A 19,780-nucleotide genomic window follows, 5' to 3' on the forward strand; every position below is an offset into this window, starting at 1 on the left:
TCAGTGCTGGGTATCACCATTGAGCTGTCGCAGATGGGCCTGCATGTGCAGGCTCCAGATCTGCGGATCGCCCGCCTGCTCATAGCCATGCAGGGTCAGGCTATCAACGATGGATTCCAGAATGTTCTCCGCCACGAAGGGGCCGTGAAACGGGCCCTGGGACTTGATAGTGGAGGGTTGTTCGCCGGTCATTCCGGCGGCAAACAACAACGTCCACATGCCGTTATCGCCCGCGAGAGGGCGAATGGAACATTCGATACGGGTGACTAGGCCAAAGCACTGGCGGGTGAGGCAAAGGTTGCGCGGCATGGCGGCGACCCTCGTTAGATCGGTGTTCAACCTGCGCCTGGGGCGAGGCTGTCTCTATCCAGCGACTCCTGTGGATATCCCTTGAACACAGAATAGAAGAAAACCGCGACAAACCAAGGCTGTAGGGACCAACGGCGCTGGCCCCTCAACCTAAGTCAAATTTATGGCGGTTTCGTGATTTCTCCGAATACACCACCGTCAATCTGGGAGCTGGCTTGCCTGCGATGACTGACGTCCAGGCAACATCTCCGTTAACGGGAAGACCGCTATCGCAGCATAAGTATCTACACATCTTCAAAGTGAAATTGCGTAGCAGAGGGCACCCTCAAGATGTGTAGATACCTATGGCTATCGCAGCGGTGCGGCGACCCGACAAGCCAGCTCCCACACTTGACCGCATCACGACAAAAAAATCAGGTGGGTTTGGCTTCCGCCAACGCCTGCTGTGCCAACTCCTTCTCCGCCTCCTTCAAGTCTTCCTCGCTGATCATCTCGGCAATCGCGCGCAAGCGCTCTACCACACGCGCATTGACCGTGCCTTCAGGGAACTGCCCTTCCGCATCCGGCTCACCGGCATCCTCACCCACCAGTAGGCTCAAGGCCTCATCCGCCTGGCGCACGGCATAGATGTGGAACTGCCCGGCGCGCACCGCCTGCAGCACCTTCTCATCAAGCATCAGCGTGGCGACGTTGGCTTGCGGAATGATCGCCCCTTGCTCGCCGGTCAGCCCGCGTGCTTCACAGAGGCGGAAGAAACCTTCGATCTTCTCGTTGACCCCGCCCACCGCCTGCACTTCACCAAACTGATTGATCGAACCGGTGATGGCAAAGCACTGTTTGAGCGGCGTCTTCGACAAGGCCGAGATCAAGGTGCACGCCTCGCCCAGGGACGCACTGTCGCCGTCCACGTAGCCGTAGGATTGCTCCAGCGCGATGCTGGCCGAGATCGCCAGCGGGAATTCCTGGGCATAACGGCTACCCAGGTAACCGGTGAGGATCATCACCCCCTTGGAGTGAATCGGCTGGCCGAGGTTAACCTCACGCTCGATGTCTACAATGCCGCTGCCGCCCGGGTACACCGTGGCGGAAATCCGCGCCGGCACGCCGAACGCCGAGTCACCGACCTCCAGCACCGTCAGCCCGTTGCACTTGCCGACGGCCGCGCCTGCGGTGTCGATCAGGATGACCCCGGCCAGCATGTCGTCGAGAATCCGTGCCGACACGCGCCCGGTGCGCGTGGCCTTGGCCTTGAGTGCGCGCTCGATATGACCGGCGTCGGTCATTTCGTCGCCCGCCAGGTGGCGAATGAAATCCGCTTCGCTGACCAGTTGGAACAAATCACCAATGCGCGCCGACAAGCGCCCCTGGTGTTCCGCCAAGCGTGCGCTGTAAGTGGCCAGCCGTGCCACCGCATCCGAGGTCAGCGGCGCCATGCCTTCTTCCGATGTGCGGGTTTTGAGCAATTGGGCGAACTGCTCCAGGCTCTCATCGACCATCGGGATGTCTTCGTCGAAATCCACCAGCACCCGGAACATCTCCTGGAAATCCGGATCGGCGTCCTGCAACGCGTAGTACAGCTGGCGGGAACCAATGATGATGACCTTGACCTGCAGTGGGATCATCTGCGGGTTGAGGGTCACCGTAGCCAGGCGGCCCAACTCGCCCAACGGCGATTCCATCTTCAGCTTGCGCGACTGCAGGGAGCGCTTGAGGGCGTCCCAGACAAACGGTTCGCTGAGCATTTTTTCGGCTTCAAGAATCAGGAAACCGCCATTGGCGCGGTGCAAGGCGCCCGGACGTAATTGCCGATAGGTGGTGTAGAGCGCGCCCTGGTCGGTGCTGTATTCGATACGGCCGAACAGGTTGTCGTAAGTCGGGTGCGGTTCAAATACCACCGGTGCGCCACCGTTGACCGGATGGCCCACCACCAGGCTTGGGCAGTACTGCTCTTCAAGCAGCTTGCGCGCCTGGGCGTCGGTCTTGGCGTCGTCCACCAGTTGCTCGACTACGGTCTTGAGCAGGTACACCTGCATGGCTTGCAGATAACCGCAGACAGCGGCGTTTTCCGCGTACTTTTCCGACAGCGGTGCGAGCAAAGGCTGCAGGGCCAGCGTGATGGTTTCTTCGTTGAACTGGCGCAGTTGGTTATTGGACTCACGTTTCCACTGCGGCAGGCTGGCCAGTTCCTCATTGAGACGTTCTTCCAGCTCGGAAATATCCGTGTGGAAACGCTCGCGATCGGCTTCCGGTAGCTGCGAGAACTCGGCCTCGTCCAGCGCCTTGCCGTCGAGCATCGGGGTAAAGGCGATATTGGAGCTGTCGCGGTATAGCGCGACGTCTTTTTCCAGGGCCAGGCGTTCGATTACGTCCAGGGCCTTGTCGTAGCGCTGGTTGAAGGCGCGGTCGATGGCACTCTTGCGCTGTTGATACGTCGGATGCTCGAAAACCGCCGGGAAGGTGGCGACCAGGTTGTCGACCAAGCCGTTGATATCGGCAATAAACGCCGCCGCCCCGCCGCCTGGTAGTTCCAGGGCGCGGGGTTCGCGAGGCTCATCGAAATTATTCACATAGACCCAATCTGCCGGGGTCTGCAGGCGTTTGCCTTCGGCTTTCAGGTAACGTTTGACGAACGAAAAGCGGCCGGTGCCGGGCTCGCCCATGACAAACACGTTGTAACCGGGGCGTGGCATGGCCACACCGAACTGCAGTGCTTCAACCGCACGTTCCTGGCCAAGCACACCGCGAAAGGGCTCCAGATCATTGGTGGTCGAGAAGCTGAACTGTTCAGCGGAGAAAGGGCGAGTCAGCGCTTCGGGCGCTAGACGCAAGCTGGCAGCAACAGGATCAGGCATCGGGCTTCCTTACATCAGGCGGGGCAGATAACGGCATTCTGGCTCCCGGTTACGCGCTCTGGCAAGGCGCGCTTGAGGGAAAGCATAGACGCGGGATGCGTCCCGCAAAAATAGTGCGACATCGCGAATTGTTTTATAAAAATACACGGAACCCTTAGAACGTGCCTAAACTCCAAACTGCGCGGGTTGGACTAATAACCGACCCCTAGGGCGCGTTGACGTGCCTGAACCCTTGTCCATTGGTTTGCACACAAAGAGAACAAAGCTATGAAACGGATCCTTCTCGGTACTCTCTTCACCGTCGTCTCCCTCAATGCAATGGCAGAAGCACCAGGTGGCCCGAACTGCGGTTGGGGCAACATGTTGTTTGAAGGCCAGCGCGGTACTCCAGCTCACTTCCTGGCCTCCACCACCAACGGTACTTCGGGTAACGCCACCTTCGGCATGACCTCGGGCACCAACGGTTGCAGCACCAACAGCGCCCTGAGCTATGGCGGCAAGTCCTGGATTGCCATGAATGGCATGATGAACGAGCTGTCCGAAGACATGGCCAAGGGTAACGGCGAAGCGCTGACTACCTACGCTGTGGTACTGGGTGTTGCACCGGAAGATCGCGAGCACTTTGCTGCCGTGACTCACGAGCACTTCCAGCAAATCTTCAGCAAGGCTGACGTGACTGCTGATGACGTGCACAACAACACCATTGCTGTACTGAAAAGTGATGCCCGTCTGGCGAAATACGCTACCCAGGCTTAAGCTCGACCTGCCCGCGCCTTTCGAGGCGCGGGTTTTATTTTTTCGACCTGTCCCCCCTTGGGTCTTTTTTTTATTTCGACTTAAGTAGCCCCCATGCTCAAACGCCTCGCTTGCCTGGCTCTCTTCGCCTGCGCCCCGCTGCACGCGGCACCGCACCTCGATGATCAACGTTTGCAGCAATTGGCCAATGACCCCTTCTGGTTATCCCTGGGCCACTACGAAGCCGGCAAGATCAGCGGCTGGCGCAGTTATGTCAGCGAGAAAAAGTTTTTCCTCGCACCTGACGGCGCCCATCACCCGGATGCGGAACTCAAGGCCACCGTCGACGCCCTTTACGCGCCGGCCAGCCTGGGTGAAAAACATGCCCAGTGCGTGTACCCCGCACGAACCCGCTGGCTCAAGGATCAGTTGCAACTTACTGACCTGCCTGCCGTGGACTGCAAAGAATTCAAGCAGTGGTTCAAGGACGTCGCCCCCCATAGTGCGGTGATGATCTTCCCGGCGGCCTACCTCAACAGCCCCTCGTCGATGTTCGGCCACACCCTGCTGCGCATCGACCAGGCCGACGTGCAAAGCAACAACACTGCCCTGCTCAGCTACGCGATCAACTTCGGCGCCTATATCGAGGGCTCCGACAACAGCATTCTCTACGCCTGGAAAGGCTTGATGGGGGGTTACCCCGGCCTGTTCGCCCTGGTGCCCTACCAGGAAAAACTCTCCGAGTACCGTAGTCTCGAGAACCGCGACCTGTGGGAATACCGCCTCAACCTCACCCAGGTCGAGACCGAACGCATGGTCGAGCACGTGTGGGAGCTCAAGCAGATCCAGTTCGACTACTTCTTCTTTGACGAAAACTGCTCCTATCGCCTGCTGGAACTGCTGCAAGTGGCGCGCCCTGGCCTACGCCTGACCGAGCAATTTCCGCTGACCGCCATCCCGACCGACACGGTCAAGGCCGTGAAAGAGGCCGGTCTGGTAGAAAAGATCGACTACCGCCCTTCCCGCGAACGCGAACTGCTGGAGCGCGCCAAGCCACTCGACAGCGACGAGCAGCAATGGGTATTGAAGGTCAGCGACGACCAGAAACAATTGCAGGAGCCTGCCTTCAAAGCCCTGCCCCGCGAGCGCCAGGCCCTGATCATCGACGCCGCTTACCGCCTGGGCCGCTACCGCGCCAATGGCCTGGAGCGCGACACCGCCCGCTCCCAGCGCAGCTTCGAACTGCTGCGCGCGATCAATCAGAACCCTGCGCCCGACCTTAAAATCGTACCGCCCGGCCTGCCGGAAAACGGCCATGAATCGCGCACCTGGCAAGCCGGCATCGGCACCCGTGGCGACAAAGCCTTTGGCGAATACGGCCTGCGCATGGCCTACCACGACCTCAACGACAACGCTGAAGGCTTCCCCCTCGGCGCGCAGATCGAAATCCTGCAAATGAAACTGCGCCAGTACGAGGGCAACCACTGGCAACTGCAGCAACTGGACCTGGCCACCATCCGCTCCCTGACCCCGCGCAACGCGCTGTTGCAACCCTGGTCATGGCAAGTCACCGGCGGTCTGGAGCGCGTGCCTGGCAAACACGACGACGAAACCCTGGTCGCCCACGTCAACGGCGGCGCCGGCGGCACCTGGCAACTGCGCGACGACATGCTCGGCTTCGCCCTTGGCACCGTACGCGTGGAACACAACAACGACTTCAACGAAGCCATCTCCCCCGCAGCCGGTTTCAATACCGGGATGTTGTGGAGGAATCCGCTGGGTAATTTGAGTTTGGAAGCCAAGGGTGATTTCTTCACCAATGGCGAAGTGCGGCGCAGCATCAGCTTGAACCAGCAGTGGGAGCTGTCACGCAACCTGGGGCTGCGGTTGAGTGCACAGCGCGAGTACAGCCACCTTTCCACGCCGGTCAACGAAGTGATGCTTGAAGTGAAGTGGTATCACTACTGAACCTGCCCCTAAAGCTCAACACAGATCAAATGTGGGAGGGGGCTTGCTCCCGAAGACGGTGGATCAGTCGACATCTCCAGTGACTGACACACCGCCTTCGGGAGCAAGCCCCCTCCCACATTTGGCCCGAGTTTATTCAGATACATCTCAAGGAGTTCAAACGACATGGCCGTTACCTGCACAACGCTGGAAGAAATCCGAACCAACATCGACCGCCTCGACCAGCAAATTGTCACCCTGCTGGCAGAGCGCGGTCGCTACGTCTCCCAGGCAGCGCGCTTCAAAAAAGATGCCGATGGCGTAAAGGCCCCTCAACGGGTTGAACAGGTGATCTCCAAAGTACGGGACTTGTCGCAGACAGTAGGCGCCAATCCAGAGGTCACTGAGCAGGTGTATCGGGCAATGATTGCGGCGTTTATCCAGCAGGAGTTGGCTGAGCACGCTGTTCTCATACAAGACAGTTAAGAATTACCAAATATATTTATCTCTACAGAAATTCCTCGCCCATATTCAACCTGTTGATTTGCAAGCAAGAATAATCAGAAGATTTTTTAGCTTTTTTTAGCATTCACAAATTTGCTTCGACGAAGCCTCGCTTTATGAGGATTTGTGTCTAGTCTCGGGTAGCAATCAAATCGCCACCACGTCTATCCACGGATCTGAATAGGTAGAGGCTAACTATGGATTTTTTTGAAAAGCTCACCAGCTTGGCAGCAAAGGTTCGGCTGCAGGGCCCCGCCATTCAAACAGAAGAAGCGACAAAAAATGCTTTCGTAATGCCTTTTATCAATACGGTGTTGGGTTACGACGTGTTTGATCCACAAGAAGTGATGCCTGAATTTGTCTGTGATGTAGGGACGAAGAAAGGCGAAAAAATCGACTATGCGATCATGAAAGATGGTGAGGTCCAAATACTGATCGAATGCAAAAAAATCGGTGAGTCATTGAGCATCAATCATGCATCGCAGCTTTTTCGATACTTTCATGTCACGAGCGCAAGAATCTCAATCCTCACAAACGGCCAGGTCTACAGATTTTTTACCGACTTGGACGCTCCAAATAAAATGGATGAAAAGCCATTTCTAGAGTTGGATTTATTAGACATTGATGAGTACTCCGTACCAGAGTTGATCAAACTCACCAAGTCGGCATTCGACGTTGACTCAATAATCAATGCCGCTGGAGAGCTGAAATACGTCAGTCAACTCAAAAAGCTCATTGGCTTACAGGTCAGCAAACCGGAAGATGACTTCGTTAAATTTTTCGCATCCCGAGTTTACGAAGGTGTAATCACACAGAAAGTGCGCGAGCAGTTTTTCGAACTGACACGAAAAGCGTTAGCTCAGTTTTTGAACGATCAGATCAATGATCGACTCAAGTCAGCGATGAGCGGAGCCATCCAACCAACAATGGCATCAATGCCCGTCGCGAACAGTGCCAATTCAGATGCGCAGGAAAGAGACGAGTCAGAAGATAAAATTCTGACGACGCTTGAAGAGCTAGAGGGTTATCACATCGTCCGAGCCGTTGTTCGATCGGTGGTCGATGCCAAGCGGATTGTTCAAAGAGATACACAAAGCTATTTTGGGATATTACTGGACGACAATAATCGCAAGCCGATTTGCCGTCTTCACTTCAATCGCAGTCAGAAATACCTCGGAATATTCGACGAGGAAAAAAATGAAACACGGCACGCGATTTCATCCATTGATGAAATTTACGAGTACGCCGATCAGTTGAAAAAGACGGTGGGTTATTACGACTAAAGGCCGCAGAGCGTTAGTTAGAATACTCTCGCGGAATCGTCGATAACCGTGTAGTGAGCGGGCTTGCCCCGCTCACTACAAGTGCCGCGCTCACCGCCCAACACCTTTCTCACTTCCCTTTCACACCTCCCTGACAAATCCCCTTCTAGACTCTCCCTATCAGCCGTGAAACGGCCAGGGAGTACGCCATGTGGCGGTCTGCGTTATTGCTGTGTGCGGTGGTGTGGCTGGCGGGTTGCCAAACGACCCATCAGGATTTACTGGCCAAGGGTTATCCACCGGCCTTTGCCGACGGTTTTGACGATGGCTGCAGCAGTGGTCGCCAGGCTGCCGGGGTGATCACCGGGGAGTTTCGCAAAAATGTGCCGCGTTACCTGAAGGATCGGCAATACGCCGAAGGCTGGGAGGATGGCTTTCGACAGTGCAAGGCCATGCGTGAAAACGAAGAGTTGCGCGACTACAGGGACAACCACTGGGATGACCGCGAGCGGGCTTGGCAGCATGAGAAAGACCGCGACGCCGCCAGGGCCTATCGCTCGCAATAGGTCGCTTTCAGACATCCATCGAAACTATTGCGCGGCGAACATGGCCCAAACTCCATAGAGGGAGAACACCATGAGCCGAGCTTTTGTAAACGAGGATAACGCTGCCGCCCAGGCTGATCAGCCGGTGGAGCGTCAGGTTAGTGAGCAGCCCAACCGTCTGACTGCGCAGGGTTTGGCGCAATTGCAGGCCAAGGTTGCGCAGTTGCAGCAGGAACACAGCGCTGAATCCGCCAAGGGCGAGCGCGCTGACAAACAACGCCAGGCCGACCTTGAACGGGATTTGCGTTACTTCAATCAACGGGTGCAGAGCGCCCAAGTGGTCGCACCAGCCACTTCCAGCGATAAGGTGCAGATCGGCAGTTGGGTGACGTTCGCCAATGAGCAGGACGAGCAGCAGCGCATTCAGTTGGTCGGTGAAGATCAGGCGGACGCCAACGCGGGCTTGATCAACTGGGGTTCGCCTCTGGGCCGCGCATTGCTGGGCGCCCAGGTGGGTGACGAGGTGCTGTGGCTGCGCCCCGTCGGCGATCAGTTGATCGAAGTGCTGCTGATTGAGCCCGAGGCTTAGACGATGCCTTGAGCCAGCATCGCGTCGGCGACTTTGACGAAACCCGCGATATTCGCGCCTTTCACGTAGTTGACCCGACCGTTTTCTTCGCCGTAATGCACGCAGGCATGGTGGATCGACTGCATGATGGCGTGCAGCTTGCTGTCCACTTCGCCCGCCGTCCATAGCAGGCGGATGGCGTTCTGCGACATTTCCAGGCCACTGACCGCGACACCGCCGGCGTTGGAGGCTTTGCCCGGTGCGAACAGAATGCCCGCCTCGATAAAGATATCCACAGCCTCCAGCGTGGTCGGCATATTGGCGCCTTCGGCCACGCAGAGGCAGCCGTTGCGCAGCAGGGTGCGCGCAGCATCGGCATTGAGTTCGTTCTGAGTGGCGCACGGCAGCGCGATGTCGCAGGCCAATTCCCACGGGGTTTGACCCTTGCGAAACTCCAGGCCAAAACGCTCGGCCAGTTCGCTGATGCGGCCGCGTTGCACGTTTTTCAGCTCAAGCAAGGCCGACCATTGCTCCTCGGTCAAACCGCTTTCGGCGTACAGGGTGCCTTCGGAATCGGACAGGGAAATCACCTTGCCGCCCAGGTCCATCACCTTGCGCGCCGCGTATTGCGCCACGTTGCCGGAACCGGACACCGCCACACGCTTGCCCTCGACACGCTGGTTATTGCGCTTGAGCATTTCTTCGGCGAAGTACACGCAACCGAAGCCGGTGGCTTCCGGGCGAATCAGGCTGCCGCCGTAGGTCATGCCCTTGCCGGTCAGCACCGAAGTGAATTGGTTGCTCAGGCGCTTGTACTGACCAAACAGGAAGCCGATTTCACGGGCGCCCACGCCGATATCGCCGGCCGGCACGTCCACGTCTGCGCCGATATGGCGGTACAGCTCGCTCATGAAGGATTGGCAGAAGCGCATGACCTCAGCATCGCTCTTGCCCTTGGGATCAAAGTCCGAGCCGCCCTTGCCGCCGCCCATAGGCAGCGAGGTCAGCGAGTTCTTGAAGGTCTGCTCGAAGGCGAGGAATTTCAGCACACCCAGGTTCACCGACGGGTGGAAGCGCAGGCCACCTTTATAGGGGCCAATGGCGCTGTTCATCTGGATACGGAAACCGCGATTGACCTGGACCTTGCCATGATCATCCACCCACGACACCCGGAAGGTAATCGCGCGTTCCGGCTCGCAGATGCGCTCCAGGATGCCCGATGCCAGGTAGTGAGGGTCGGCTTCAAGAAACGGCCACAGGCTGCGTAGGACTTCTTCTACTGCCTGGTGGAATTCGGGCTGGTCTGGGTCGCGTTTCTTGAGGCGAGCGAGGAAGGATTCGACGGATTCGATCATGAAAAGTCTCGGCAGATTTTTAGTTGTTAACAGAGATTGAGCCGGACTTTATCAATTCGTTTCGCACTGCGACAGGGCAAAATGTCGCCTTTATGAATTTAAATGGTGCATTTGATATAAATAACTACATTATTTCGCCCCCAAATGGGGATTTCAGCTCAAACCATGCACCAATAGGTAGTCGGGCATCGCAGGTAAGCCAGCTCCCACATTGATCGAGTACATCCGCATCAGCGCGGTCAAGTGTGGGAGCAGGCTTGCCTGCGATGAGATCACCTCGGTCACCCTGAAAAGCACGCAAAAAAAACGGAGCCCTAAGGCTCCGCTTTTTTCATACCAACCCGAATCAGGCCAGTTTCTTGTGGCGCACACGGTGCGGCTGGGCAGCAGCATCGCCCAAACGCTTCTTACGGTCCGCTTCGTACTCGGTGTAGTTACCTTCGAAGAACACCGCCTGGGAGTCATCTTCGTACGCCAGGATGTGAGTCGCGACGCGGTCAAGGAACCACCGATCGTGAGAGATCACAATGGCGGCGCCAGGGAAGTCCAACAGCGCTTCTTCCAGGGAACGCAAGGTTTCAACGTCGAGGTCGTTGGACGGTTCGTCGAGCAACAGCACGTTGCCGCCCTCTTTCAGGGTCAGGGCCAAGTGCAAGCGACCGCGCTCACCGCCGGACAGGTCCTTGACGAACTTCTGCTGATCGCCGCCCTTAAAGTTGAAACGGCCCACGTAGGTACGCGACGGGATTTCATAGTTGCCGATACGGATCTGGTCGGAACCGTCGGAAATCTGCTGGAACACCGTCTTGCTGCCGTCGAGGTCTTCGCGGCTCTGGTCCACGCAGGCCAACTGCACGGTTTCACCGACTTCGATAGTGCCAGAATCCGGCGTTTCCTTGCCCATCAGCATGCGGAACAGCGTGGACTTACCCGCACCGTTACCACCAATAACACCGACGATCGCGCCTTTTGGCATGGAGAACGACAGGTTGTCGATCAGCACACGGTCGCCATAGCCTTTGGATACGTTCTTGAACTCGATGACCTTGTCACCCAGGCGCGGGCCGGCCGGGATGTAGATCTCGTTGGTTTCGCTGCGCTTCTGGAATTCCTGCGATTGCATTTCTTCGAAGCGTTGCAGACGCGCCTTGGATTTGGACTGACGCGCCTTGGCGCCTTTACGCACCCACTCCAGTTCTTCCTTCATGGCTTTTTCATGGGCCGATTGCTGCTTGGATTCGGCAGCCAGACGGTCGGACTTGGCTTCCAGCCAACCGGAGTAGTTGCCCTCGTAAGGGATACCGGCGCCACGGTCGAGCTCGAGGATCCAGCCGGCCACGTTGTCCAGGAAGTACCGGTCGTGCGTGATCGCAACCACGGTGCCCGGGAAATCATGAAGGAAATGCTCCAGCCAGGCGACGGAATCGGCGTCCAAGTGGTTGGTCGGTTCGTCGAGCAGCAGCATGTCAGGGGCCGACAGCAGCAGGCGGCACAGGGCCACACGGCGCTTTTCACCACCGGACAGGAATTCGACCTTGGCGTCCCATGCCGGCAGACGCAACGCGTCGGCGGCAACTTCCAGCTGACGCTCCAGGTTGTGACCGTCGCTGGCCTGCAGGATGGCTTCGAGCTTGGCTTGTTCGGCCGCCAGTTTGTCGAAGTCGGCGTCTTCTTCAGCGTACGCGGCGTAAACCTCGTCGAGGCGCGCCTGGGCGTTTTTGATCACGCTGACGGCTTCTTCAACCACTTCGCGAACGGTCTTGGTCGGGTCCAGGATCGGCTCTTGCGGCAGGTAGCCGATGTTCAGATCGGGCATCGGGCGGGCTTCGCCTTCGAACTCGGTGTCGACGCCGGCCATGATTTTCAACAGCGTGGACTTACCCGAACCGTTGAGGCCGAGCACGCCGATCTTGGCGCCAGGGAAAAAGGACAGCGAAATATTTTTCAGGATTTCCCGCTTCGGAGGGACAACTTTCCCCAGCCGATGCATGGTGAAGACGTATTGAGCCAAAATGTGGACCTCATGAAAAAGTGAGAACAGGCCTACGTAGCGTCATGGCGCTGTACATAGCATTGCGAATCCTCAAGGTTAACCTAAGTGGCCGAGCGTATCGAAATCTATCTGTTAGATTAGCCGCCCAACCCCTCAGAGGTTCCAGGAGACCCCCTTCATGCTTGGCGTCATTTCTGCACTCGGCTTGCTGCTATTAATGCCGGGCCCCACCAACACACTGCTATTGCGCTCGGGAATACTCACGGGGTTCAGGCGCGCCTGGCCGCTGAGCCTGCTGGAGTGCCTGGCGTACCTGACGCAGATATCCTTCTGGGGCTACCTGCTCAGCCATATAGGCGACAGCGTGCCTTGGGGGCTGAAGCTCGTGCAGTTCGCTTCGGTCTGTTACCTGATCAGGACTTCCTACCTGCTGTGGTGCCACCCCGACGAAACACTCAAGTCTGCACCTGAAGCACGCGTATCCAGACTGCATTTCTTTCTGCTGACGCTGATCAACCCCAAGGGTTTGCTGATCGTTTCGTTCATCGTCCCCGTGCAGACGTTTATCGACCTGACGTTATATGTGCAGTTCGTCGCACAGTTCACAGCCGTGGTGGTACCGGTGGGGTGCGCATGGGTACTGTTCGGCGCCCGCATCAGACATGGCGGATACGCCTGGCTGACGCCGCACGCCATCAACCGCACGGCCTCTGTGGTTATCGGCGTCTTCACGCTCGCCATCCTGACCCGCCTGGCCGACAGCCTGATCCACACAGGTGCCTGACTTGAGTCCTGCCAGGCGGGGCTGGCACTTTGCCACAAGTCAGGGCATGCTAGCCGCCCTCCGGGCGTCCGGCTTATAGTGCACGTCGCGCGCCAGTCCAGCCAAACCGCAGGATCACAGCTTGTCCAAAGTCACGCCGCCTACTCCCCTGCGCGCCGCTCATATAGCGCCGGGAGCGCCCCTGCACGGCACCCTCAAAGGCGCATTGGCGACGCTCGTCCTCATGCTGCTCGCCTTATTGTTCTGGCAACTGCTTGACCAGTTGCAGCAAAACCAGAAGAACCAGCAGCAATACACCATCGACTACAGTGCCGACCTGGCCGAACAGATCAGCCTGAACATGGCCCTGAGCGCAAAAATCGCTCTTAACCTACTCCCGATGGTCGAGCCACCGCGCGACAGCGAACAGCAACAGGCCTTGATGCGCACCTTGCAGCGCTCGCTGCCGGAGCTGCGCAGCGTCGCCCTGCTCGCCCCCAGCGGCGCGATGATCAGTGACAGCGCCACCGACAGCCAGGACGGCGCCTGGCTTGAAGAGCTGGTGCAGCGCAGCCACTCCCAGTCCTATTACCTGAGCAACAGCAACGACGGCACCCTCATCTATCTGCTATTGCACCAGCCCAGCGGCGGTTCAAGGATGTACTGGGCATTGCGCCTGGCGCCCAACTACCTGGCCAACCTCACCCCCCAGGACGGCCAGGGCCAACGCCCGATGTGGGTCATCGAGAATCGCGTCAACCACCGCGTCATCAGCCGTGACAGCGGCATGCCGGCCCAGTGGGCCAGCGCCCTCACACCGGACGAACTGAATAAAAGCGTACTGGTCACGCCCCTGAGCAAGAGCGACTGGCAATTGCGTGGGCTGTTCGACCGCACCGCCGTGTTGGAGCAACTGTTGCCGGCGTTTATCGGCAAATGCCTGTTGGGCCTGGCGTTCTCCCTGATCCCGGTGATCGTGCTGTTGAACATGCGTCGCCGCCAGCGCCAAGTGCATGAAGGTCGGCGGCGCTACCAGGACATTTTCGAAGGCACCGGCGTGGCCCTGTGCGTGCTTGACTTATCGGGCCTGAACGGTTTCTTCGACAAGACCCGATTGCAGACCCGTGAGCAATTGCACGACTGGCTGCAGGCCAACCCCGACGAGCGCCAGCGACTGCTCAAGGAGTTGCGCATCACCGAGGTCAACCAGGTGGCGGTGCGCCTGTTGAACGTGGGCTCCTGCGAGGAGGCCTGGGGACGCCTGATCGATGACTGCCCGCGCAATGCCACGTCCATCGGTTGCCAGATACTTGATGCTGTCCTGACCCAACAGAGCCAGTTGGAGCTGGAAATCCAGCTCAAAGACGTGGCCGGCAACGAGCAATACCTGTGGCTGGTGATGCGCCTGCCCGAGCAACAAGACGACTTCAAGGCAGTGATCCTCAGTATCAGCGATATCACCAGCCGCAAGCTGATCGAGCTGTCGCTGGTCGAACGGGAAAGCTTCTGGTCAGACGTGGTCCGCACCGTGCCCGACCACCTGTATGTGCAGGATGTGATCAGCCAGCGCATGATTTTCAGCAACCACCATTTGGGCCACACTCTCGGCTACAACAAGGCCGAACTGCAGCAAATGGGCGAGTACTTCTGGGAAATCCTGCTGCACCCCGAGGACGCCGAGCATTACCATGATTTGCGCCAGCAGCAGCGCAATGTCGGCTACACCACGCAGTTGCACTGCCAACTGCGCTTCCGTCATCGCGATAACCAGTGGCGCCGTTTTGATATCCGTGAACAAGCCCTAGCCCGCGAAGAGACCGCGCAGATCAGCCGGATCATCGGCGTGGCCAAGGACATCACCGACCAGATCGAAGCCAGTGAATCCCTGCGCGACAGCGAACAGCGCTACCGCATGCTGGCCGAAAGCATCAGCGACGTGATCTGCTCCACCGACAGCCAATTGGCCCTCAACTATGTCAGCCCATCGGTCAATGCCGTGCTGGGCTATGACGTGGATTGGGTGTTCAAGAACGGCTGGCAGTCGATCATTGCCAACCCGCAGCAACTGACCGGCATTTATAGCCTGATGGAGCAGGTCAGCCGCGCGCTGGGCGATCCCGAGGCGTTGAACAAGCTGCGTGATGACATTCAAACCCAGTTGTTCCTGTTCGACTGCCTGCGCGCCGACGGTCGCAAAGTGCCGATTGAGTTGCGCCTGGTGCTGGTGTGGGACGAACACGGCGCCTTTGAAGGCATCCTTGGCGTGGGTCGCGACATCAGCCAGCAGCGCCGCGCCGAGAAAGACCTGCGCATGGCGGCCACGGTATTCGAGCACTCCACGTCGGCGATCCTGATCACCGACCCGGCGGGGTATATCGTGCAGGCCAACGAGGCGTTCAGCCGGGTCAGCGGCTATGCGGTCAGCGATGTGCTCGATCAATTGCCCAACATGCTCACCGTCGACGAACAGCAGGAAGCCCACTTGCGCTACGTGCTCAAGCAACTGCATCAGCACAGCACCTGGGAAGGCGAAGTGTGGCTCAAGCGCCGCAATGGCGAGCATTACCCGGCGTGGGTCGGCATCACTGCCGTGTTTGACGATGAGGGCGACCTAGCCAGCTACGTGTGCTTTTTCAGTGATATCAGCGAGCGCAAGGCCAGCGAACAGCGCATCCACCGCCTGGCCTACTATGACGCCCTGACCCACCTGCCCAACCGCACGCTGTTCCAGGATCGCCTGCACACCGCGTTGCAGTCGGCCGAACGGCAGAAGTCGTGGGTGGTGCTGATGTTCCTCGACCTCGACCGCTTCAAACCGATCAACGACTCCCTGGGTCACGCCGCCGGCGACCGCATGCTTAAGGAAATGGCTACGCGCCTGCTGGGTTGCGTGGCCGAAGACGACACCGTGGCGCGCATGGGTGGCGACGAGTTCACGCTGCTCCTGCAGCCACGGGTCAACCGTGAAATGGCGCTGAACCGCGCGATCCATGTGGCCGAGCAGATCCTCGCCAGCCTGGTAAAACCCTTTGTATTGGAAGGCCGAGAATTCTTTGTGACCGCCAGTATCGGCATCGCCCTCAGCCCGCAGGACGGTAACGAGCTGAGCCAGTTGATGAAAAACGCCGACACCGCGATGTATCACGCCAAGGAGCGCGGCAAGAACAATTTCCAGTTCTACCAGTCGGACATGAACGCCAGCGCCCTGGAGCGCCTGGAGCTGGAAAGCGATTTGCGCCACGCCCTGGAACAGGACGAATTCGTGCTCTATTACCAGCCGCAGTTCAGCGGCGACGGCAAGCGCCTGACGGGCGCCGAGGCCCTGCTGCGCTGGCGCCACCCGCGTCGCGGGCTGGTGCCGCCGGGGGACTTCATCCCGGTGCTGGAAGAGTTGGGCCTGGTGGTGGACGTCGGCGACTGGGTGATCAGCGAAGCCTGTCGCCAACTCAAGACCTGGCACCAGAACAAGGTGCGCGTGCCGAAAGTCTCGGTGAATATCTCCGCGCGGCAGTTCTCCGACGGCCAGTTGGGCACGCGCATTGCCACAATCCTCAAGGACACTGGCTTGCCGCCGGCGTGCCTGGAGCTGGAGCTGACCGAAAGTATCCTGATGCGCGAAGTCAACGAGGCCATGCATATTCTCGACAGCCTGAAAAACCTGGGCCTGAGCATTGCGGTGGACGACTTCGGAACGGGTTATTCGTCACTCAACTACCTCAAGCAATTCCCTATCGACGTGCTGAAGATCGACCGCACCTTTGTCGACGGCCTGCCGTCAGGCGAGCAGGATGCACAGATCGCCCGGGCCATTATCGCCATGGCCCACAGCCTGAACCTGGCGGTGATCGCTGAAGGCGTGGAAACCCATGAGCAACTGGACTTCCTGCGTGAGCATGGCTGCGATGAAGTGCAGGGCTACCTGTTTGGGAGGCCGATGCCGGCGCATCGGTTTGAGGCGCAGTTCAGTAACGACGCCCTCTTCATGTTCGACTGAGTTTGTGTGGTGGGGCTGATGGCCTCATCGCAGGCAAGCCAGCTCCCACCTTTGAATGGGTTCACACATCAAAATGTGGGAGTCGGGCTTGCCCGCGATAGGGCCGGCACTGGCACCGCTTATCCCTAAGTGAATCCCGCTTGTCCGCGACATGATGTCCTTTCATATGCCATCTAAAACCCATTGGGTTAGAATGCCCTCCTTTTCTGCCCCCGATCCTTGAGGACCGCCATGTTCAGCCGTGATTTGACTATTGCCAAGTACGACGCCGATCTCTTTGCCGCCATGGAGCAAGAAGCCGTGCGCCAGGAAGAGCACATTGAGCTGATCGCTTCGGAAAACTACACCAGCCCTGCGGTGATGGAGGCTCAAGGTTCGGTTCTGACCAACAAGTACGCCGAAGGCTACCCAGGCAAGCGCTACTACGGTGGTTGCGAGTACGTTGACGTGGTTGAGCAGTTGGCCATCGACCGTGCAAAAGAACTGTTCGGCGCCGATTACGCCAACGTCCAGCCGCACGCCGGTTCCCAAGCCAACAGCGCCGTGTACCTGGCCCTGCTGCAAGGTGGCGACACCATCCTGGGCATGAGCCTGGCCCACGGCGGTCACCTGACCCACGGCGCCAGCGTTTCGTCCTCCGGCAAGCTGTACAACGCCGTTCAATACGGTATCGATGCCAACGGCCTGATCGACTACGACGAAGTCGAGCGCCTGGCGGTCGAGCACAAGCCAAAAATGATCGTGGCCGGTTTCTCTGCCTACTCGCAGATCCTGGATTTCCCGCGCTTCCGCGAAATCGCTGACAAAGTGGGCGCGTACCTGTTCGTTGACATGGCTCACGTAGCCGGTCTGGTCGCCGCGGGCGTCTACCCGAACCCAGTGCCTTACGCTGACGTGGTCACCACCACCACCCACAAGACCCTGCGCGGTCCACGTGGCGGCCTGATCCTGGCGCGCGCTAACGCCGAGATCGAAAAGAAGCTGAACTCTGCCGTATTCCCTGGCGCCCAAGGTGGCCCGCTGGAGCACGTGATCGCCGCCAAGGCAATCTGCTTCAAGGAAGCGCTGCAGCCTGAGTTCAAGACCTATCAACAACAAGTCGTGAAGAACGCCAAGGCCATGGCTGAAGTGTTTATCACGCGCGGCTTTGACGTGGTGTCCGGCGGTACTGAAAACCACCTGTTCCTGCTGTCGCTGATCAAGCAGGACATTTCCGGTAAAGATGCTGACGCTGCCCTCGGCAAAGCCTTCATCACCGTGAACAAGAACTCCGTACCGAACGACCCACGTTCGCCGTTCGTCACCTCCGGCCTGCGCTTCGGCACTCCGGCGGTGACCACTCGCGGCTTCCAAGGAAGCAGAGTGCAAGGAACTGGCTGGCTGGATCTGCGACATCCTGGCTGACCTGAACAACGAAGCCGTGATCGACGCGGTACGTGAGAAGGTCAAGGCCATCTGCAAAAAGCTGCCGGTGTACGGCGCTTGATAGCAGTTGCTTGAATAAGAAGCCCGGCTGAAGAGCCGGGCTTTTTTATGCCAATTCAAATGTGAAATACGGTCAATTGTGGGAGCTGGCTTGCCTGCTCCCACAGTTGGGCTGCGTTTCAAGTCAGGGTTGGTAGACCTTGGCAAAACCGTCGCGAATCTTCTGTTCCGGCAACTCATCGGCAATAAACACAATCACACTCTCCCGTGCCTCGCCTTCGGCCCACTCGGTATCCCAGTCGAAACCGTAGAGCTTCAACACGCCCTGGAACACCATACGTCGATCTTCCCCGGCAATGTTCAGCACGCCCTTGTAGCGCAGCAATTGCTTGCCGTGGTCTTCCAACAGTTCGTTCATGAACTCACTGAGGCGGTCGATATCCAGCGGCTGGTCAGTGCGCAGCACCAGGCTGGAAATGCGGTCGATGGACGGCGCGGCGCTCACCGGGCGCAGGCTCATGCCAGCATTGAGGTTGAAGCCACGCACGTCGAGCAGTTCAGCCAAGTCGATATTGCCATGGTCCACCACGCGGATCGGCGCACGGCGGTTGATGCGGGTGAGGCGTTCGCTGAGCGCGTCGAAGGTGGCGTCATCCACCAGGTCGCGCTTGCTGACCAGCAGGCGGTCGGCAAAACCGATCTGGGCCTGGGCGATGGTCTGGGTCAGGTGGTGCTCGGCGTGGGCGGCGTCCACCAGGGTGATGATGCCGTCGAGGATGTAGCGCTCGCGCAGTTCCTCGTCGATGAAAAACGTCTGGGCCACCGGCGCCGGATCGGCCAGGCCGGTCGTCTCGATCACCAGGCGATCAAACGCGATCTCGCCGCTGTCCAGACGTTCGAGCAGCAAGTAGAGGGCTTTGGTCAGGTCGGTGTGGATGGTGCAGCACACGCAGCCATTGGACAGGGTCATGACTTGCACCGGTTCTGCGCCCAAGAGCAGGGTGTCGATACCGGCATCGCTGAATTCGTTTTCAATCACGGCGATTTTCAACCCGTGCTCGGCCTTGAGCAGGTGGCGCAGCAGGGTGGTCTTGCCTGCGCCGAGGAAGCCGCTGAGGATGGTGACGGGGATGGGAGAGGACAAAGAAAATTCTCCTGAAGGAACACAAAAACAAATGTGGGAGCGGGCTTATGTGGGAGCTGGCTTGCCTGCGATGCAAACACCTCGGTGTATCAGTTACACCGCAGTGATGCTATCGCAGGCAAGCCAGCTCCCACACAAACCGGCTCCCACAGGGGATCACCGCCAGCCCGAATTATCAGGTCAGCAGCACTTAGGCCCACCCTTGCCACCGTAACGGGCTTCCTGGCGCTCCCGAAAGAACGCCTTGTAGTCCATCATCGGTTTGTCCGGGTGCTTGGTTTGCATATGCTCGACGTACGTGTCGTAGTCGGGCATGCCGACCATCAGGCGCGCGGCCTGACCGAGGTATTTACCGAGGCGACTGATGTCATTGAACATGGCTGC

At 58.6% G+C, this 19,780-nt stretch carries 14 protein-coding genes and 1 pseudogene; 9 read left to right on the forward strand and 6 right to left on the reverse strand.

The annotated features are described in order from the left end of the window. Positions 1-309 carry a PA4575 family protein gene (locus AB4O35_RS01800; RefSeq protein WP_049711465.1) on the reverse strand — a complete coding sequence of 103 codons (309 nt, stop codon included), beginning with the start codon at positions 307-309 and terminating at the stop codon, positions 1-3. A gap of 413 nt (positions 310-722) precedes the next feature. After that, entirely contained in the window at positions 723-3,161 is a 2,439-nt protein-coding gene (locus AB4O35_RS01805) for a Lon protease family protein (protein WP_065875329.1), read from the reverse strand. 267 nt (positions 3,162-3,428) lie between these two features. On the opposite strand from AB4O35_RS01805, the gene AB4O35_RS01810 reads away from it, so the two are divergent. The 6 genes from AB4O35_RS01810 (at position 3,429) to AB4O35_RS01835 (ending at position 8,743) form a co-directional block, all read left to right on the forward strand. After that, positions 3,429-3,917: a DUF3015 domain-containing protein gene (locus AB4O35_RS01810; RefSeq protein WP_010206666.1), complete on the forward strand. Its 489-nt coding sequence runs from the start codon at positions 3,429-3,431 to the stop codon at positions 3,915-3,917. 93 nt (positions 3,918-4,010) lie between these two features. Beyond that, positions 4,011-5,864, forward strand: a complete 1,854-nt coding sequence (locus AB4O35_RS01815) for an Lnb N-terminal periplasmic domain-containing protein (RefSeq protein WP_065945483.1) — start codon at positions 4,011-4,013, stop codon at positions 5,862-5,864. 165 nt (positions 5,865-6,029) lie between these two features. After that, positions 6,030-6,329: a chorismate mutase gene (locus AB4O35_RS01820; protein ID WP_065875331.1), complete on the forward strand. Its 300-nt coding sequence runs from the start codon at positions 6,030-6,032 to the stop codon at positions 6,327-6,329. A gap of 215 nt (positions 6,330-6,544) precedes the next feature. Further along, on the forward strand, positions 6,545-7,630 hold the full coding sequence (locus AB4O35_RS01825; RefSeq protein WP_065875332.1) for a type I restriction endonuclease: 1,086 nt from the start codon (positions 6,545-6,547) through the stop codon (positions 7,628-7,630). A 188-nt stretch (positions 7,631-7,818) separates the two neighbouring features. Further along, positions 7,819-8,175 carry a hypothetical protein gene (locus AB4O35_RS01830; RefSeq protein ID WP_065875333.1) on the forward strand — a complete coding sequence of 119 codons (357 nt, stop codon included), beginning with the start codon at positions 7,819-7,821 and terminating at the stop codon, positions 8,173-8,175. Between the two features lie 70 nt (positions 8,176-8,245). Next, positions 8,246-8,743: a GreA/GreB family elongation factor gene (locus AB4O35_RS01835; protein WP_065875334.1), complete on the forward strand. Its 498-nt coding sequence runs from the start codon at positions 8,246-8,248 to the stop codon at positions 8,741-8,743. Here AB4O35_RS01835 and gdhA read toward each other — a convergent pair. Then, entirely contained in the window at positions 8,740-10,077 is a 1,338-nt protein-coding gene (gene gdhA, locus AB4O35_RS01840) for an NADP-specific glutamate dehydrogenase (protein WP_065945484.1), read from the reverse strand. The two genes, AB4O35_RS01835 and gdhA, sit on opposite strands and share 4 nt — an antisense overlap. Before the next feature lie 346 nt (positions 10,078-10,423). Further along, entirely contained in the window at positions 10,424-12,088 is a 1,665-nt protein-coding gene (ettA, locus tag AB4O35_RS01845; protein WP_049711458.1) for an energy-dependent translational throttle protein EttA, read from the reverse strand. Between the two features lie 160 nt (positions 12,089-12,248). Between ettA and AB4O35_RS01850 the strand changes: the two genes are divergently transcribed. The 3 genes and pseudogenes from AB4O35_RS01850 (at position 12,249) to glyA (ending at position 18,313) form a co-directional block, all read left to right on the forward strand. Beyond that, the gene (locus tag AB4O35_RS01850) at positions 12,249-12,854 is read left to right on the forward strand and encodes a LysE family translocator (RefSeq protein ID WP_065875336.1); all 606 of its coding nucleotides are present in this window, start codon (positions 12,249-12,251) and stop codon (positions 12,852-12,854) included. A gap of 121 nt (positions 12,855-12,975) precedes the next feature. Continuing rightward, a complete protein-coding gene (locus tag AB4O35_RS01855) occupies positions 12,976-16,827 on the forward strand; it encodes a bifunctional diguanylate cyclase/phosphodiesterase (protein WP_065909815.1) in 3,852 nt (1,283 codons plus the stop codon). 231 nt (positions 16,828-17,058) lie between these two features. Further along, a pseudogene (glyA, locus tag AB4O35_RS01860) lies at positions 17,059-18,313 on the forward strand (serine hydroxymethyltransferase). 123 nt (positions 18,314-18,436) lie between these two features. Here the strand turns inward: glyA and yjiA are convergent. Both yjiA and AB4O35_RS01870 read right to left on the reverse strand, forming a co-directional pair. Beyond that, positions 18,437-19,396, reverse strand: a complete 960-nt coding sequence (gene yjiA, locus AB4O35_RS01865) for a GTPase (RefSeq protein WP_065945487.1) — start codon at positions 19,394-19,396, stop codon at positions 18,437-18,439. A gap of 180 nt (positions 19,397-19,576) precedes the next feature. Continuing rightward, positions 19,577-19,774, reverse strand: a complete 198-nt coding sequence (locus tag AB4O35_RS01870; RefSeq protein WP_003176208.1) for a YbdD/YjiX family protein — start codon at positions 19,772-19,774, stop codon at positions 19,577-19,579. Positions 19,775-19,780 lie beyond the last annotated feature (6 nt).

The sequence above is a fragment of the Pseudomonas sp. H1_A03 genome (assembly GCF_054685145.1).

What these genes read in the sequence shown, in the direction of transcription:
- AB4O35_RS01825 (WP_065875332.1), top strand. Translation starts at nt 6,545, where the DNA reads ATGGATTTTTTTGAAAAGCTCACCAGCTTGGCAGCAAAGGTTCGGCTG.
- AB4O35_RS01870 (WP_003176208.1), bottom strand. Translation starts at nt 19,774, where the DNA reads ATGTTCAATGACATCAGTCGCCTCGGTAAATACCTCGGTCAGGCCGCG.
- AB4O35_RS01805 (WP_065875329.1), bottom strand. Translation starts at nt 3,161, where the DNA reads ATGCCTGATCCTGTTGCTGCCAGCTTGCGTCTAGCGCCCGAAGCGCTG.
- gdhA (WP_065945484.1), bottom strand. Translation starts at nt 10,077, where the DNA reads ATGATCGAATCCGTCGAATCCTTCCTCGCTCGCCTCAAGAAACGCGAC.
- AB4O35_RS01810 (WP_010206666.1), top strand. Translation starts at nt 3,429, where the DNA reads ATGAAACGGATCCTTCTCGGTACTCTCTTCACCGTCGTCTCCCTCAAT.
- AB4O35_RS01800 (WP_049711465.1), bottom strand. Translation starts at nt 309, where the DNA reads ATGCCGCGCAACCTTTGCCTCACCCGCCAGTGCTTTGGCCTAGTCACC.
- AB4O35_RS01830 (WP_065875333.1), top strand. Translation starts at nt 7,819, where the DNA reads ATGTGGCGGTCTGCGTTATTGCTGTGTGCGGTGGTGTGGCTGGCGGGT.
- AB4O35_RS01815 (WP_065945483.1), top strand. Translation starts at nt 4,011, where the DNA reads ATGCTCAAACGCCTCGCTTGCCTGGCTCTCTTCGCCTGCGCCCCGCTG.
- AB4O35_RS01820 (WP_065875331.1), top strand. Translation starts at nt 6,030, where the DNA reads ATGGCCGTTACCTGCACAACGCTGGAAGAAATCCGAACCAACATCGAC.
- AB4O35_RS01850 (WP_065875336.1), top strand. Translation starts at nt 12,249, where the DNA reads ATGCTTGGCGTCATTTCTGCACTCGGCTTGCTGCTATTAATGCCGGGC.
- AB4O35_RS01835 (WP_065875334.1), top strand. Translation starts at nt 8,246, where the DNA reads ATGAGCCGAGCTTTTGTAAACGAGGATAACGCTGCCGCCCAGGCTGAT.